Genomic DNA, 13,873 nt, shown 5'->3' with positions numbered 1-13,873 from the left:
CCCGGCAGGGGGCGTCCCGCCCCCTGCCCTCCCGCACCCTACCCCGCCAAGGCCGCCGCGACCGCCTCCCGGTCGAAGCCGGCGAGGCCGATCACCACGAGCCGGCCGTCCCGCGCCTCGCCGGCCCGCCAGGGCCGGTCGTAATGATGCGCGATCCGGCGGCCGACGCCCTGGACCACGAGGCGCATCGGCTTGCCCTCGACCGGGCAGAACCCCTTGATGCGCAGCACCCCGGGCACGTCCGAGGCCCGCGCCACCCTGGCCGCGAGATCCTCCGGCGAGGCCGCCGCCGCGACCGGGACCGCCACGCTGGCGAAGTCGTCGTGGTCGTGGTCCTCCTCGGTCTCGTGGTGGGAGGGGCGCGCCGCCAGGTCGCTCTCGGCCGCGGCGCCGAGACCGAGCAGCACGCGCGGGTCGATCGCCCCGTGCGCGGTCTCGACGAGCTTCACCGCCCGCGGCAGCTGCGCCTCCACGGCGGCGCGCACGGCCGCGCGCGCCTGCGCGTCGAGGAGGTCGGCCTTGTTCATCACCACGAGGTCGGCGCAGAGGAGCTGATCCTCGAACACCTCCTCCAAGGGGTTGTCGTGATCGACCGAGGAATCCGCCGCCCGCTGGGCCGCCAACGCCTCCGGGTCGTCCGCGAAGGCTCCCGAGGCCACCGCCGGACCGTCCACCACCGCCACGACCCCGTCGACGGTCACCCGCGAGCGGATCGCCGGCCAGTTGAAGGCCTGCACCAGCGGCTTGGGCAGGGCGAGGCCCGAGGTCTCGATCAGGATGTGCTCGGGCGGCTCCGGCCGGTCCAGGAGCTTGTTCAGGGCGGGCACGAAATCGTCCGCCACCGTGCAGCAGATGCAGCCGTTGGGCAGTTCCACCACCGCGTCCTCGTCGCAGCCCGGCACGCCGCAGGAGGCCAGCAGCGAGCCGTCGAAGCCGACATCGCCGAACTCGTTCACGATGATCGCGAGCCGGCGGCCGTCATTGTGCTCGACCACGTGGCGCACCAGCGTCGTCTTTCCCGCCCCGAGGAAGCCGGTGACGATCGTGCAGGGGATCTTGGTCAGGAGGGTCATGCGGGCAGCGGGGGGATGCGGGCGACGACGCCCTTGCGGAAGGCTTCCGGACGCTCGCGCCAGGGCACGATCCCGTCCGGGGCCGCGGCGTAGCGCGACAGGCCGTCCCGCAGGATCGCGACGGCGCCCGCCGGATCGAGGTCGCCGTAGACGTAGGTCCAGCGGCCGGGCGCGGCGACCGCCACCGTGCAGGGCCGCTTGCACACCGACAGGCACTCGACGGGCGTGACGCAGACGTCCTCGCCCGCGAAGGCCTCGGACAGCGCCGCGTGGAGCCGGGCGCCGGCCCGCGGCCCCTCGGGCGGATCGGCCTGCGCCCGGCAGGTGGTGCAGACGTAGAGCGTCAGGCTCATCGCGCCCCCTCGGGCCGGCGCGCGACCCAGTCCCAGGCCCAGCCGAAGCCGAGCCCGAGCACCGTCCAGAAGACGAAGCCGATGGCGAGGGAGCGGGCCGCGAACTGCGCCGCCAGGGCCGGCGGCAGCGCGCCGCTCTCGGTGACGTGCGGGCCCCCCCAGACATGCGGCGCGACGATGAGGGCGAGCCCCGCGGCGGTCGCGAGCGCCCCGCCACGGATCACCGCGAGGAAGAGGCCGGACGCGGTCGCGAGGGCCGTCACCAGCCACCAGCCCTGCCGCGCTTCGAGCGCGGCCCCGCCCATGCCGGGAAGCTCCGGCGGCAGGCCGACCGCCGGGGCGAGGCTCGCGGCGATGAAGCCGCCGATCGCGAAGCGCAGCGCCTCGCTGCGCGTGACGGTGCGGCCGGTGGCGAGCAGCACCGCGCCGAGGAGGAGCGCGTAGCCGACGCCGGTCACCAGGGTCGCGAGCGCCGTGAAGGCGAGGCGCGGCAGGCCCGGTGCGGGCTGCCACTCCTCCGCCTCGGCGGCGCCGCCGCCGTGCTGGTGCTCGGAATGGGCGGCGCGCACGATCAGCGCCGGCGCCGGGGCCAGAGCGGCGTGGTTCTCGTAGGTCTCGGCCTCCAGGATCAGCCGGGAGGTCAGCGCGAATTGCAGCCCCGACGCCACGAAAGCGGCGAGGAAGCCCGCGACCAGGGCCGCGGAGAGGAGTCGGATCGTCATCTCGGTCATCCTGCCAACGCGAAGACCGCGCGGCGCCCTCAGGGCGTCGCGCGGGTCATGTCCGCGAGGGTCTCGCGCCCTAATGGCAGGGGAAGTTGTTGGCGTGGCGCCAATCGTGCGCGGCGTTGTGCAGCGCGACGGCGGGCGAGAAGCCCGACGCGAAGATCAGCCCGATGCCGAGAGCGGCGGCGACGCAGACCGCCACGAGGCGTTCGCCGGTCTGGGCGGGAGCGAGGGCACGAAGAGCAGCAACCATGGTGAACTCCTGCCGCCCCGCCGGCGGCGTCGAGAGGAAGGGGTGACGGCAGGTCTCCTGGCTCGCGATGGTGGACCGTGCCCGCCGCCTTCCCGGATCGCTCCAGTGGCCGATGGCGGGCCCGCACCGCTCACAGTTGCGGGGGCAGCCGCGGCTTCCGGGGCTGGCCCCGCTCCGCGTTCCCTTTTCACCTCGTCGCCGAGGCACCGTCGCGGCGGAAGGTAGCGGCTCGGCCCCCCGCGCGCAATCGGCCGGAGGGCGGGTTTCCGGCTATCGCGCCCGCAATCGCACCCGCAACCGCGCGCGATCGCGGCAGGAGCCCCGGCTTCCGTCGCCGCGGGCCGGCCCGATCCGGGCTCAGCAGGCCGCCGGGACGGGGCGCGGACGGCGGTCCCGGCGAAGGGCCACCAGCATGGCGAGGCCCGCCGCCGCCATGGCGGCTCCCGCGAGCGGCACGGCGGGATGGCCGAGCCCCGCGTCGATCACCGCGCCGCCGAGCGCGGCCCCGACCGCGTTGCCGAGGTTGAAGGCGCCGATGTTCATCGCCGAGGCGAGGCTCTGGGCCTCGCGCGCCTCGTTCATCACCCGCATCTGGAGCGGCGGCACCAGAGCGAAGCTGGCGACGCCCCACAGGGGGATCAGGATCGCGACCGCGACCTCCGCGCGCAAGGTCGCGGCGAAGACCAGGAGAAGGGCCACCATCCCGGCCAGAGCCGCCGCGATGGTGCCGTCCACCGAGCGGTCGGCGAGGGCTCCGCCGAGCCAGTTCCCCGCCGCCAGCCCGATTCCGAACAGCACCAGCATGGCGGTGACGGCGCCGGCGGACATCCCCGCCTCGACCTGCAGGATCGGGACGATGTAGGTGAAGACCGTGAACATCGCGCTGAATCCGACCACGGTCAGGCCGAGCGCGGCGAGGACCGGCCCGCGGACCAGCGCGCGCAGTTCCCCGCGCAGGTCGGCGCCGGCCTCGGCCTTCAGGTCCGGCAGGGCGAGGGCGAGCGCCAGCATGGCGAGGACGCCGATTCCCGCGATGCCCCAGAACGCCGCGCGCCACCCGAGCGCCTCGCCGATCCAGGCCGCGAGCGGCACGCCGCCGATGGTGGCGACGGTCAGTCCCGAGAACATCGTCGCCACCGCCGCGGCCCTGCGCTCCGGCGGAACGATCTGCGCCGCCACCACCGCGCCGACGCCGAAAAAGGCGCCGTGGTTGAGCGAGGTGACGAGCCGGGCGGCGACCAGCATCGCGTAGCCGCCCGCGAGGGCCGCCAGGACATTGCCCAGGGTGAAGATCCCCATCAGGCCGACCAGCAGGCGACGGCGCGGGAGGCGCGCCGCCGCGAGCGTCACGAGCGGTGCCCCGACAAGGACGCCGAGGGCGTAGGCGCTGACCACGAGGCCCGCCGCCGGGCTCGAGACGCCGAGATCGCCCGCGATCAGCGGCAGCATGCCCATCGGGGTGAACTCCGTCACGCCGATGCCGAAGGCCCCGACGGCCAGGGCGAGCAGGGCGGGATTGCTCTTCATCGTGATGATCCTCGTCGTTCCGCGACATCAGGTGGCGGAACGGGTCTCGGCGCGGTAGCCGATGGGCGGGACCGAGATCCGTGCGCGAGGCTCACGAATGGGACGGGACGGGGCCGATCGGGCCGGCGAGATGAGCGCCTTCCTGGCAGTGGTCGCGGCCGGCAGCCTCGCCGGAGCGGCGCGCCGGCTCGGCCTGACGCCCTCGGCCGTGAGCCGAATCGTCGCGCGCCTCGAAGCCCGGCTCGGCGTGCGGCTGATCGTGCGGACCACGCGCAGCCTGCGCCTCACCGCGGAGGGCGAGGTCTATGGCCGGGCGGCCCGGCGCATCCTCGCCGACCTCGACGAGACCGAGCGGGCGTTCGCCGACCAGGGCCGGCCGCGCGGACGGGTGCGGGTGAGCGCGGCGACCGCCCACGGCCGGCTCGCGGTCGTCCCGCTGCTTGCCGATTTCGCCGCCCTTCACCCCGAGATCGTGGTCGAGATCGACCTGTCGGACGAACTCGCCGACGTGCTCGGAGGGCGCGCGGACGTGGCGATCCGCTTCGGGCCGCTCGCCGACGGCCCGCTCACCGCGCGGCGCCTGGGCGAGACCGGCCGCACGGTGGTGGCCTCGCCCGCCTACCTCGCCCGCGCCGGGACGCCGCTCGTGCCGGCGGACCTCGCCGCCCACAATTGCCTCGAGTTCAGCTTCCGGCGCGTCGAGCCCGGCTGGCCCTTCCGCGAGGACGGCCGCGATCACCTCCTCGCCGTACGGGGCAACATGCGGGCGAACAACGGCGAGACGCTGGTGCAGCTCGCGCTCGCGGGCGTCGGCGTCACGCGGGTGGGCGACTTCCACATCGCCGACGACCTCGCGGCGGGGCGGCTCGTGCCGCTGCTCGAACCCTTCAACCCCGGGGACCGCGAGGCGATCCACGCGGTGTTCGTGGGCGGCGCCTCGATGCCGGCCCGCCTGCGGGTGCTGGTGGACTTCCTCGCCGAGCGCATGCGCGGGATTGCCGGCTTCGCTCGCGCCCGCGCCGGCTCTGTGCCATAGGCGCGGGCGACGGGTACGCGTGGCTTGGTGGAGAAACCCGGGTGGCGAGTGAACCGGCGGCCCTGCCCCGCCTGACCCTGGTGCTCGGCGGCGCCCGCTCGGGCAAGAGCGCCTACGCGGAACGGCTCGTCCAGGCGCTGCCGCCGCCCTGGCTCTACGTCGCGACGGCCGAGGCCTACGACGACGAGATGCGCGCGCGGATCGCCGACCACCGCGCCCGCCGGCCCGCCGGCTGGGAGACCCGCGACGCGCCCCGCGCCCTGCCCTCCCTGCTCGGCGAGAGCCCGGCCGGCCGGCCGGTCCTGGTCGACTGCCTGACGCTGTGGCTGACCAACGCGCTCCTCGCCGAGGCCGACCTCGCGGCCGAGACGGCGGCGCTGGTCGCGGCCTGCGGGCACCATCCCGGCCCCCTCGTCCTGGTCTCGAACGAGGTCGGGTTCGGGATCGTGCCGGACAACGCCCTCGCCCGCCGCTTCCGCGACGAGGCCGGGCGCCTGCATCAGCGCCTCGCCGCCATCGCCGACCGGGTCGTGCTGGTCGCGGCGGGGCTGCCGCTCGTCCTGAAGGGAGGCTGAGGATGGAGACCGACGAGGCCGCGCGCCACCGCGCCAAGATGGCCAAGCGCAAGGCCGTGCAGGACGCGGAGGTGGCGGGCAAGACGATCGAGAAGGGCCTCCTCATCGTCCATACCGGCCCCGGCAAGGGCAAGTCGACGGCGGCCTTCGGGCTGATGCTGCGGGCGCTCGGGCGCGGCTGGCGCGTCGGCGTCGTGCAGTTCATCAAGGGCGCCTGGGAGACCGGCGAGCGCCTCGCCCTCGACCGGTTCGGGGATCAGGTCGCGTGGCACACGATGGGCGAGGGTTTCACCTGGGAGACGCAGGACCGGGCCCGGGACGTGGCCGCCGCCGAGGCCGCCTGGGCCCAGGCGCTCCGCCTGATGGCGGATGCCGGCCTGCGCCTCCTCATCCTGGACGAACTCAGCATCGCGCTGCGCTACGATTACCTACCTCTCGGCGAGGTGGTGGCCGCGCTGGCCGCGCGGCGCCCGGACCTCCACGTCGTGGTCACCGGGCGCAACGCCAAGCCCGAACTGATCGCCGCGGCCGACCTCGTCACCGAGATGACCCTCGTCAAGCATCACTTCGCGGCGGGCGTGCGGGCGCAGGAGGGGATCGAGTTCTGATCCCCTCCCGGCCTTGCCGCTCATCCGACATCCGCCTCGCGACGCAATCAACCGGATGGCGTATCAGAGGCCGCTGAACTTGTAGCTGAAGCCGGCCCGCACGAGGTTGCCCTCGGTCTGGAAGCGCGAGGTGTAGGAGCCGGGCGAGCCGGCAAGACCGGTGTTGTTGACGAGCAGGTTGCGGCGGCCGAGGTCGTAGTGCAGGTACTCGGCCTTCAGGGTCACCGCGGCGGTCTGGAAGCCGAGCAGGCTCAGCACGTTGAACTTGGCCAGGAAGCTGTCCGCCGGGATCGCGTACTCGATGCCGCCGCCATAGGCGTAGCCGGTCTGGACGTCGCTGGTGCGGCCGGTATAGGCCAGGGCAAGGCCGCCATTGTAGAAGTTCGCCCCCGTCGTCACGTCGCCGAAGGCGAAGCCGCCGAGGCCGAACACGAAGAACCGGTCGAACGCGTAGCCGGCCCGGCCGACCACGGTGCCGAGGTAGTTCAGGCTGTGCTTGTAGGTGCTGACCAGCACCGGAACGGTCGGGCTCAGGTAGCCGCGGTTCTTCTCGATCGCGGTCCAGGACACGTCCGCCTGGACGCCGACCACGAGGCCGTTGCCCGGCGTGAACTGGTAATTGTAGCCGATCCCGCCGCCCACGTTGGCGAAGCCGTCGACCTCCGCGAAGGTGGTCGGGGTGCGCAGGAGCGCCGCCACGTTGGCCTGGTTGAAGGCGGTGTTGCCGACCGTGGTGATGCGCTGCCGCTCGGTGAAGACGTAGTCGGTGTGCAGTCCGGCGTAGAAGCCCGTCCAGGTGAAGACCGGCACGGCGGCGAAGACCGGCGGCGGCGCCGCGCGGAGCGGCAGGTCGGCGGCCCCGGCGGCGCCGGAGAGGAGCGCCAGGGCGGCGCCGGTCAGGAGGGCGGTCTTCGTCATCGGCGCGGATCCGGGTTGTTCGCAGAACTACACCCAAAGATAGAGTGAAGCGTGGCCGCAGCCTATGGCCATCCTGCCACAGGGCCCGCTCAAGTCGCGCGCTTCTGGTCCGCCGGCGGCTCTGGTAAGGCGGCGCTTTCCCCGCGCGAGGGCCGCCGATGAATGCCCGCACCCTGATGATCCAAGGCACGGGCTCGGACGTGGGCAAGTCGCTGATCGTGGCCGGGCTCGCCCGGGCCTTCACGCGCCGGGGGCTGAGGGTGCGGCCCTTCAAGCCGCAGAACATGTCGAACAACGCCGCGGTGACGGCGGAGGGCGGCGAGATCGGCCGCGCCCAGGCCCTGCAGGCGCGGGCGGCCGGCGTGGCGCCCTCCGTCCACATGAATCCCGTCCTGCTCAAGCCGCAATCCGAGACCGGCGCGCAGGTGGTGGTCCAGGGGCGCCGGGTCGGCACGGCCCGGGCCCGGGAGTACCAGGGCTGGAAGCCGCGCCTGATGGCCTGCGTGCTCGACAGTTTCGGGCGCCTGCGCGCGGAGGCGGACCTCGTCCTGGTCGAGGGGGCGGGCTCGGCCTCGGAGGTGAACCTGCGCGCGGGCGACATCGCCAATATGGGCTTCGCCCGCGCGAGCGGGACGCCGGTGGTGCTCCTCGGCGACATCGACCGCGGCGGCGTGATCGCGAGCCTCGTCGGGACGCGGGCGGTGCTCGACCCGGAGGACGCGGCGATGGTCCGCGGGTTCCTGGTCAACCGCTTTCGGGGCGATCCGGACCTGTTCGCGGACGGGATGGCGCTGATCGCGGCGCGCACGGGCTGGCCGGCCCTCGGGCTGATCCCGCACTTCCCCGAGGCGGCCCGCCTGCCGGCGGAGGACGTGCTCGGGCTCAGGGGCGCGGAGCGGCCGGGCGGGCGCGTCGTGGCGGTGCCGGTGCTGCCGCGCATCGCCAATTTCGACGATCTCGACCCGCTGCGGGCGGAGCCGGGCGTCAGCGTGGTGCTGGTGGCGCCCGGCCGTCCCCTCCCGGCCGAGGCCGACCTCGTCCTGCTGCCGGGCTCGAAGACCACGATCCCGGACCTGATCGCCTTCCGGGAGCAGGGCTGGGACATCGACCTCAAGGCGCATGTGCGCCGCGGGGGACGGGTGCTCGGCCTCTGCGGCGGCTACCAGATGCTCGGCACGCGCATCGCGGACCCGCACGGGATCGAGGGCGAGTTGCCCGAGATCGAGGGTCTCGGCCTCCTCGACGTCGCGACCGTGATGACCCCGGACAAGCGGCTCGCCCCGGCCGAGGGCGTGAGCCTGCCGGACGCGACCCCTTTCCGCGGCTACGAGATGCATCTCGGCGAGACGCGCGGCCCCGACGCGGCCCGCCCGCTGCTGCGGCTCGCGGATGGCCGGCCGGACGGGGCGGTCTCGCCCGACGGCCTGGTCTGCGGCACCTACGTCCACGGGCTGTTCGCGGATGACCGCCAGCGCGCCCTCTGGCTCGGCCGCCTCGGGGCGGCGCCTTCCGGCGCCTCCTACGAGGCCGGCCTGGACTCGACGCTCGACGCGCTCGCCGACCACCTGGAGCGCCACGTCGATCTCGACCGGCTGCACGCCCTGGCGGCCGGCTGAGGGCCGCGCCCGGCCGGCGCCTCGCCGGCGCCCCCGGCCCGGGCCGGCGCGTCCCTTGACCGCGGGCTCCGGCCGTGGTGTGTCGACCTGCACCGGCGCCCGGCCCCGTAGCTCAGCTGGATAGAGCAGCCGCCTTCTAAGCGGCAGGTCGTAGGTTCGAGCCCTACCGGGGTCGCCACTCGAATGCTGCGCGACAGGGCCATGCCCATCCCCGCCGGTGAACGGCCATCCGGCCCGGACAATGACGTTACGTGACCCGCGTCGTCGCCCGGGGGGTCGAATCCGGGGGCGCCCGACGCCGCCTCTCCGTTGCCTCCACCGCCGACACGCCGCGGGGAGCACAGCAGATCGGGCAGCGACCCGCCTGCGGGGCGCCTCTCGGGCGAGGCAATGCGCCCGCCCGGGCCGTCAGGACAGACCGATCCACCCGTCCTTCACGGCACGGTGCGCATAGTAGCTCACGATCAAGGTCGCACCGGCCCGTTTCATGGCCAACAGGCTTTCACGGACCGTCGCCGCTTCATCGAGAGCGCCGGCATCGGCCGCGAACTTGATCATCGCGTACTCGCCGCCGACCTGATAGCTGACGAGCGGCAGGGGCGTGCGGTCCCGCAACCGCGTCAGCACGTCGAGATAGGCCAAGCCTGGCTTCACCATGAGCATGTCGGCGCCCTCGGCCTCGTCCAGCAGCGACTCGAGCAAGGCCTCCCGCCCGTTCGCCGGATCCATCTGGTAGGACGAGCGGTCCCCGATCGGCTCGCAGGCCGCCGCCGCGCGGAAGGGACCGTAGAACGCCGACGCGAACTTCGACGAATAGGCCAGGATCGGCGCGTCGTGATGGCCCCCCTCGTCCAGCGCACGGCGGATGGCAGCGACCTGCCCGTCCATCATCGCCGAGGGAGCCACCATGTCGGCCCCTGCCTCGATGGCGACCCGCGCTTGGCGACCGAGGTTGGTCAGCGTCGCATCGTTGTCGACTTGCCCCTCACGATAGACGCCGCAATGGCCGTGATGCGTGTATTCGCAGAAGCAATTGTCGGTGATCACGATCAGATCAGGGACTTCCCGCTTGGCGATCCGCACCATCCTCGCCATGAGACCGTTCGGGTCCCAGGTGTCGCTGCCGTGGGCGTCCTTACGATGCGAGATTCCGAATAGTATCACTGCCCTGAGGCCGTCCGCGGCAAGTCGCGCGATCTCCCGGGCCAGCATTCGCTCGGGCACGCGCGTGATCCCGGGCATCGTCGGGATCGGGATCGGGTCCGTGATGCCCTCCTCCACGAACACCGGATAGATGAGGTCGTGCGAGGACAGGCTGGTTTCGCGCACGAGCGACCTCATCGCCGACGTTCGGCGGAGCCGGCGCGGCCTGCGCAGGGGAAAGTGGGCCGTCACGGCACCCTCCCGGCCGACGCGCGGCCAGTCGTTGCAGGGAGCGCCGCGAGAGCACGCTGCCGGGTGACCAGTACGATCCCGATCGCGATCAGCAGGCCTCCCGCGATCTCATTCCACGACACCACTTCGCCGTGGAGGACGAAGGCCATCACCGCCGCGAAGAGCGGACAGAGAAAGAGGAACCCGCTCGTGTGAACCGCTCCGCCGATCCGAAGGGCGGCAAACCAGAGCCCCATCGCGCCCGTCGAGGCAGGTATGGCGAGCCATAGAAAATACAGCCACGTCGTCGTGCTGGCCGGCAGGCTGAAATCGTCGCCGCGGACCAGCGCGACGAGCGCGAGCGCCATGGACCCGAACAGCATCTGCCAGAACGCCAGCACCCAGGCGTCGACATGCAGGTTGAAACGCTTGGTGACGAGCGTCGCCAGGGCCCAGCATGTCGAGCCGAGCATGACCAGGAGCTCGCCCCGGCCGACCGCTCCATGAATCACGGTACCCGCGCCGATACAGATCACCACGCCGATGAACGAGATCGCGAGCCCCGCCCATACCTGCCCGCGGACGGGTTCCCTGAGGACGAGGCCGGCGAGCAGCGCGACGAGCAGCGGATTGCTGGCCATCAGGATGGCGGCCATCGGTGCCGTGGTCGAGGTCAGCCCGATGTTCAGGAAGGCCATGACGCCGGTGGATTGCAGCAGGCCGATGATGGCGAGCCGGAGCCAGGGCAGCGGCGGGCCGCCTTCCCCGCGCGGCCGCAGGAGGCGCGGGATCAGGACAGGCAGCAACGACACTGCGGCCAGGGCGAAGCGCAGCGTCGCCAGCCACATCGGCTGAACGTCCTGGAGAACGGCCTTGGTGGCTACGAAGGACGACCCCTGGAGAAAGGTCGAGAGGAGCACCAGGACGAGGTAGGATCGCGATGATCTGCCTTGCATCATGGGCGAGGACGATACGCGCGGCGTCGCTGTCTCGCGTCGCGGGTCCGGTCAAACGCTACGTCAGATCGGACAGCGTGAGGTGCGCGTCGCCCAGAGGCGCTGGAACGCCCGCGTCGAAGTAGCGACTGGGCCTTTCCCCCATCACGCCCCGGAACATGGCCGCGAACGCGCCCGGCGTCTCGTAGCCGAGGTCGATCGCCACGACGCTGATCGGCTCGCCGGCCGCGAGGCGTGGCAGGGCGCAGAGCGCGCGCAGCTGCTTTCGCCACACCAGGAAGCTGCTTCCGAATTCCCGCTTGAACAACCGCGCCAGTGTTCGCGACGACGCTCCGGCCTGCCTCGCCCAGTCTCCCAGGTCACGGCCGTCTCCGGGGTCGTCGATCAGCGCCTGACAGAGGCCTGCCAGCCGCTTGTCCTTCGGCATCGGCAGATAGAGGACGCCGTCGGCTTCCCAGGTGATCTCGTAGAGCAGCAGATCGAGAACGCGCCGCTCGTGCTCGGTCGGCTCCCGCTCCAGCGGCATCCTCGCCACGCGCAGGATCAACTCCCTCAGGAGAACCGATACGCGGACCGATCGGGGCGTCTCGGGAAACGACGCGGGGCAGGCCTCCTGCGCGATGTAGAGCGTTCGGAGGGACACGTCGCATCGAGCCCGCATCGCATGAGCGATGCCGGCCGGCATCCAGACGGCGCGCTGAGGCGGCAGCAGCCACAGGCCGTCCGCCGTCGTCACCTCCATCACGCCCGCGGTCGCATAGATCAGCTGCGCACGCTTGTGCACGTGCGAGGGAACATGGAAGCCGGACGGGAACTCCTTGGGCATCGCGACGATCCCGTGGCGCGACGCCTCGTAGTCCTCGGGATCGGTGCTCTTGGCAGGATCGGTGCTCTTGGCGGGATCGGTGCTCTTGGCGATCATCTCTCGGATTGTTCAACGGGCCGCATCCGGCGTCCACCCGTGACCGGCGTCGTCCGTGCGATGCGACGGTGCTCCGACCGACGCCGAAGGGTGACTCGTCGAACGGGGAGCGGAGCGGCTAGAGCGGCACCCGATCACGTTGCAATCGGGTGCCGCTCTCGATCTTTGATCTTGCCGCATTGTCCGCGACGAACCGGCATCCACTTCGTCGGAAAATGCTCTAAAGATCCAGCAGCTTTCGCGCGTCTGACACCGACGCGATCTCGCGGCCGAAATCCTCAGACAGTTTGACGATGCGTTCGACAAGCTGTGCGTTGCTCCGCGCAAGCTCGCCGCGCGAGTAGTAGACGTTGTCCTCGAATCCCGTTCGGACGTGACCGCCGAGCAGAATGGTATGCACGTTGATGGGAAGCTGAGCCTTGCCGATCGCCAGGGCCGACCAGGGCCTTCCGGATGGAATGCATTCGGAGAGATGAAGAAGGTTCTTGCACGTCGCCGACGTCGCGCCGCGGATCCCGAGAGCGAATGTGAACAACGGTTTGTCAGGAAGAAGGCCCTCCTTCATCAGGAGCCTGGCTTCCTCGATCACGCCTTCGTGGTAGACCTCGATCTCGGGTTTGACTCCGAACCGTTGCATGTCGGCGGCTAACGCCCGGAACATCTCTGGAGGATTGATGAACGGCTTGCCACCGTGATTGATCGAGCCGCAATTGAACGAGGCAATTTCGGGTTTGAATTGGAGATGGTTCCAGGCTTCAGAGACAGACTGACCTTTGGGGAGATTCAAGCCCGAAGTGCTGAAATTGATGATGATGTCACAGCGGTCGCGAATACGATCGATGATCTCCCTGTAGGTGCTTGCTGCATAGGATGGCGATCCGTCAGGGTTGCGCGCGTGGATATGGGCGATCGCAGCTCCGGCATTCCAGCACTCGACAACTGATTGTGCGATCTCTTCTGGGGAGTAAGGGACATTGGAATTTTTTTCGCGATTGGTGATACCGCCATTCACGGCTGCCGTGATGATAAGTTTTTCCACCGGAATCTCCTCATTATCAGCGCCGCAGGGCAGATTATCCGAACAATTCGGCAGCGCCCCGCATCGGAGGATAGTGAGAAGTGTTAGACACCTACAGCATGTCCGGCGTCGCGCGAACGGACAATCCCTACGTCAAATCGGACATCTTGCGATCCGCCATCTCGCAAGCCGTGTCGGACACCGATGCCGATCGAGCGTCCGTGAGGGTCGAGCCGAGGTGGGAGGGGCCGGAACGGCATGGCGGGAGATCAGGCCGGAGAGGGACTCCGGCGCCCGCGTGCGCCGGCGCCGGACGGGCCGGCCGGTCGCGATGAACCGCCCCCGGGCTGGGCGGCAGGTCGCGGCTTCGTCACGTCGCGGCTTCGTCGCGTGGAGCCCGCCGGCAGCGGCAGCCCGGCTCCTCGGTGGGCGCCGCCGGGTGGGCCCCGCGCCGGGACGGCATGCCGCCGGAGGCGGGCGGGCCCCGCTCCGGCCGGCGCGACGCCGCGAAGAGGCGGCGGGATCCGCCCTGCGGCACGGCGGGGAGGGCGGCAGCCGGCCGATCTACTGCTCGCCGCCTCGGCAAACATCGTACTCGCCGCAGAGCTGCGACAGCATCTTTTTCGTTTCGCAAAGAATAGCTCTCGCAATTGCCTCGCAAGGATCGTTCACGATCAGCTGGAAATCGGGGTCATAGCGGTTCCATCCCGTTACGGGAACGACGGAGATTTCGACGAGGTGGCCCAGGCCGGCATCGCTGAGCCTTTCCCGCAGGAGGCTCGCGATTTCCTGTTTCGTCTTGATTTCGCGCAACATCGGTCCAGCTCACTGCTGCGGCGGTTGGCTGACATCGCCGAATCTGCCATAGGCACGCAGATGAGACTTGCTGGACAACAAGTTCTGATGCGTAAAAATTTGA

15 protein-coding genes, 1 tRNA gene and 1 riboswitch are annotated in these 13,873 nt (G+C 71.2%); of the genes, 5 read left to right on the top strand and 11 right to left on the bottom strand.

Annotated features, from left to right (window positions below; all coding sequences use genetic code 11):
- Nucleotides 1–38 precede the first annotated feature (38 nt).
- The 5 genes from cobW to M446_RS11600 form a co-directional block, all read right to left on the bottom strand.
- Nucleotides 39–1,073, bottom strand: coding sequence for a cobalamin biosynthesis protein CobW (gene cobW, locus M446_RS11620; protein WP_012332301.1), 1,035 nt, complete (start codon nt 1,071–1,073; stop codon nt 39–41).
- Nucleotides 1,070–1,426, bottom strand: a complete 357-nt coding sequence (locus tag M446_RS11615) for a DUF1636 family protein (RefSeq protein WP_012332300.1) — start codon at nt 1,424–1,426, stop codon at nt 1,070–1,072. The genes cobW and M446_RS11615 overlap by 4 nt, the downstream gene beginning before the upstream one ends.
- Nucleotides 1,423–2,148 carry a CbtA family protein gene (locus M446_RS11610; protein WP_012332299.1) on the bottom strand — a complete coding sequence of 242 codons (726 nt, stop codon included), beginning with the start codon at nt 2,146–2,148 and terminating at the stop codon, nt 1,423–1,425. Before M446_RS11610 ends, M446_RS11615 begins: the two co-directional genes overlap by 4 nt.
- Before the next feature lie 79 nt (nt 2,149–2,227).
- Nucleotides 2,228–2,404: a CbtB domain-containing protein gene (locus M446_RS11605; RefSeq protein WP_012332298.1), complete on the bottom strand. Its 177-nt coding sequence runs from the start codon at nt 2,402–2,404 to the stop codon at nt 2,228–2,230.
- A 29-nt stretch (nt 2,405–2,433) separates the two neighbouring features.
- Nucleotides 2,434–2,630, bottom strand: a riboswitch (cobalamin riboswitch).
- 131 nt (nt 2,631–2,761) lie between these two features.
- Entirely contained in the window at nt 2,762–3,931 is a 1,170-nt protein-coding gene (locus tag M446_RS11600) for an MFS transporter (RefSeq protein WP_012332297.1), read from the bottom strand.
- A gap of 97 nt (nt 3,932–4,028) precedes the next feature.
- Between M446_RS11600 and M446_RS11595 the strand changes: the two genes are divergently transcribed.
- Genes M446_RS11595 through cobO form a run of 3 tightly spaced genes read left to right on the top strand, consistent with a single transcriptional unit; the run spans nt 4,029 to nt 6,150 of the window.
- Nucleotides 4,029–4,967, top strand: a complete 939-nt coding sequence (locus tag M446_RS11595) for a LysR family transcriptional regulator (RefSeq protein ID WP_012332296.1) — start codon at nt 4,029–4,031, stop codon at nt 4,965–4,967.
- 41 nt (nt 4,968–5,008) lie between these two features.
- On the top strand, nt 5,009–5,542 hold the full coding sequence (cobU, locus tag M446_RS11590) for a bifunctional adenosylcobinamide kinase/adenosylcobinamide-phosphate guanylyltransferase (RefSeq protein WP_012332295.1): 534 nt from the start codon (nt 5,009–5,011) through the stop codon (nt 5,540–5,542).
- 2 nt (nt 5,543–5,544) lie between these two features.
- Entirely contained in the window at nt 5,545–6,150 is a 606-nt protein-coding gene (gene cobO, locus M446_RS11585) for a cob(I)yrinic acid a,c-diamide adenosyltransferase (RefSeq protein ID WP_012332294.1), read from the top strand.
- 63 nt (nt 6,151–6,213) lie between these two features.
- On the opposite strand, the gene M446_RS11580 is transcribed toward cobO, so the two are convergent.
- On the bottom strand, nt 6,214–7,068 hold the full coding sequence (locus tag M446_RS11580; protein WP_012332293.1) for an outer membrane protein: 855 nt from the start codon (nt 7,066–7,068) through the stop codon (nt 6,214–6,216).
- A 158-nt stretch (nt 7,069–7,226) separates the two neighbouring features.
- Between M446_RS11580 and M446_RS11575 the strand changes: the two genes are divergently transcribed.
- On the top strand, nt 7,227–8,684 hold the full coding sequence (locus M446_RS11575; protein WP_012332292.1) for a cobyric acid synthase: 1,458 nt from the start codon (nt 7,227–7,229) through the stop codon (nt 8,682–8,684).
- Between the two features lie 101 nt (nt 8,685–8,785).
- Nucleotides 8,786–8,862, top strand: a tRNA-Arg gene (locus tag M446_RS11570).
- A 230-nt stretch (nt 8,863–9,092) separates the two neighbouring features.
- Here M446_RS11570 and hemB read toward each other — a convergent pair.
- The 5 genes from hemB to M446_RS34180 form a co-directional block, all read right to left on the bottom strand.
- Nucleotides 9,093–10,079 carry a porphobilinogen synthase gene (gene hemB / locus M446_RS11565; protein ID WP_012332291.1) on the bottom strand — a complete coding sequence of 329 codons (987 nt, stop codon included), beginning with the start codon at nt 10,077–10,079 and terminating at the stop codon, nt 9,093–9,095.
- Entirely contained in the window at nt 10,076–11,014 is a 939-nt protein-coding gene (locus tag M446_RS11560; RefSeq protein WP_265576645.1) for a DMT family transporter, read from the bottom strand. The genes hemB and M446_RS11560 overlap by 4 nt, the downstream gene beginning before the upstream one ends.
- Nucleotides 11,015–11,072: 58 nt before the next feature.
- On the bottom strand, nt 11,073–11,936 hold the full coding sequence (locus tag M446_RS11555; protein WP_012332289.1) for an AraC family transcriptional regulator: 864 nt from the start codon (nt 11,934–11,936) through the stop codon (nt 11,073–11,075).
- Nucleotides 11,937–12,156: 220 nt separating this feature from the next.
- The gene (locus tag M446_RS11550) at nt 12,157–12,975 is read right to left on the bottom strand and encodes a 3-keto-5-aminohexanoate cleavage protein (protein WP_012332288.1); all 819 of its coding nucleotides are present in this window, start codon (nt 12,973–12,975) and stop codon (nt 12,157–12,159) included.
- 543 nt (nt 12,976–13,518) lie between these two features.
- Nucleotides 13,519–13,770, bottom strand: coding sequence for a hypothetical protein (locus tag M446_RS34180; RefSeq protein ID WP_012332287.1), 252 nt, complete (start codon nt 13,768–13,770; stop codon nt 13,519–13,521).
- Nucleotides 13,771–13,873: the final 103 nt, after the last annotated feature.

This window comes from Methylobacterium sp. 4-46, assembly GCF_000019365.1.
Taxonomy (GTDB): Bacteria; Pseudomonadota; Alphaproteobacteria; order Rhizobiales; family Beijerinckiaceae; genus Methylobacterium.
Note: the sequence above shows the minus strand (reverse complement) of the source record. Positions and strands in the feature narration are given on the sequence as shown.

What these genes read in the sequence shown, in the direction of transcription:
- M446_RS11600 (WP_012332297.1), bottom strand. Translation starts at nt 3,931, where the DNA reads ATGAAGAGCAATCCCGCCCTGCTCGCCCTGGCCGTCGGGGCCTTCGGC.
- cobW (WP_012332301.1), bottom strand. Translation starts at nt 1,073, where the DNA reads ATGACCCTCCTGACCAAGATCCCCTGCACGATCGTCACCGGCTTCCTC.
- M446_RS11610 (WP_012332299.1), bottom strand. Translation starts at nt 2,148, where the DNA reads ATGACGATCCGACTCCTCTCCGCGGCCCTGGTCGCGGGCTTCCTCGCC.
- cobO (WP_012332294.1), top strand. Translation starts at nt 5,545, where the DNA reads ATGGAGACCGACGAGGCCGCGCGCCACCGCGCCAAGATGGCCAAGCGC.
- M446_RS11615 (WP_012332300.1), bottom strand. Translation starts at nt 1,426, where the DNA reads ATGAGCCTGACGCTCTACGTCTGCACCACCTGCCGGGCGCAGGCCGAT.
- M446_RS11580 (WP_012332293.1), bottom strand. Translation starts at nt 7,068, where the DNA reads ATGACGAAGACCGCCCTCCTGACCGGCGCCGCCCTGGCGCTCCTCTCC.
- M446_RS11560 (WP_265576645.1), bottom strand. Translation starts at nt 11,014, where the DNA reads ATGCAAGGCAGATCATCGCGATCCTACCTCGTCCTGGTGCTCCTCTCG.
- M446_RS11575 (WP_012332292.1), top strand. Translation starts at nt 7,227, where the DNA reads ATGAATGCCCGCACCCTGATGATCCAAGGCACGGGCTCGGACGTGGGC.
- M446_RS11595 (WP_012332296.1), top strand. Translation starts at nt 4,029, where the DNA reads ATGGGACGGGACGGGGCCGATCGGGCCGGCGAGATGAGCGCCTTCCTG.
- M446_RS34180 (WP_012332287.1), bottom strand. Translation starts at nt 13,770, where the DNA reads ATGTTGCGCGAAATCAAGACGAAACAGGAAATCGCGAGCCTCCTGCGG.
- M446_RS11605 (WP_012332298.1), bottom strand. Translation starts at nt 2,404, where the DNA reads ATGGTTGCTGCTCTTCGTGCCCTCGCTCCCGCCCAGACCGGCGAACGC.
- M446_RS11555 (WP_012332289.1), bottom strand. Translation starts at nt 11,936, where the DNA reads ATGATCGCCAAGAGCACCGATCCCGCCAAGAGCACCGATCCTGCCAAG.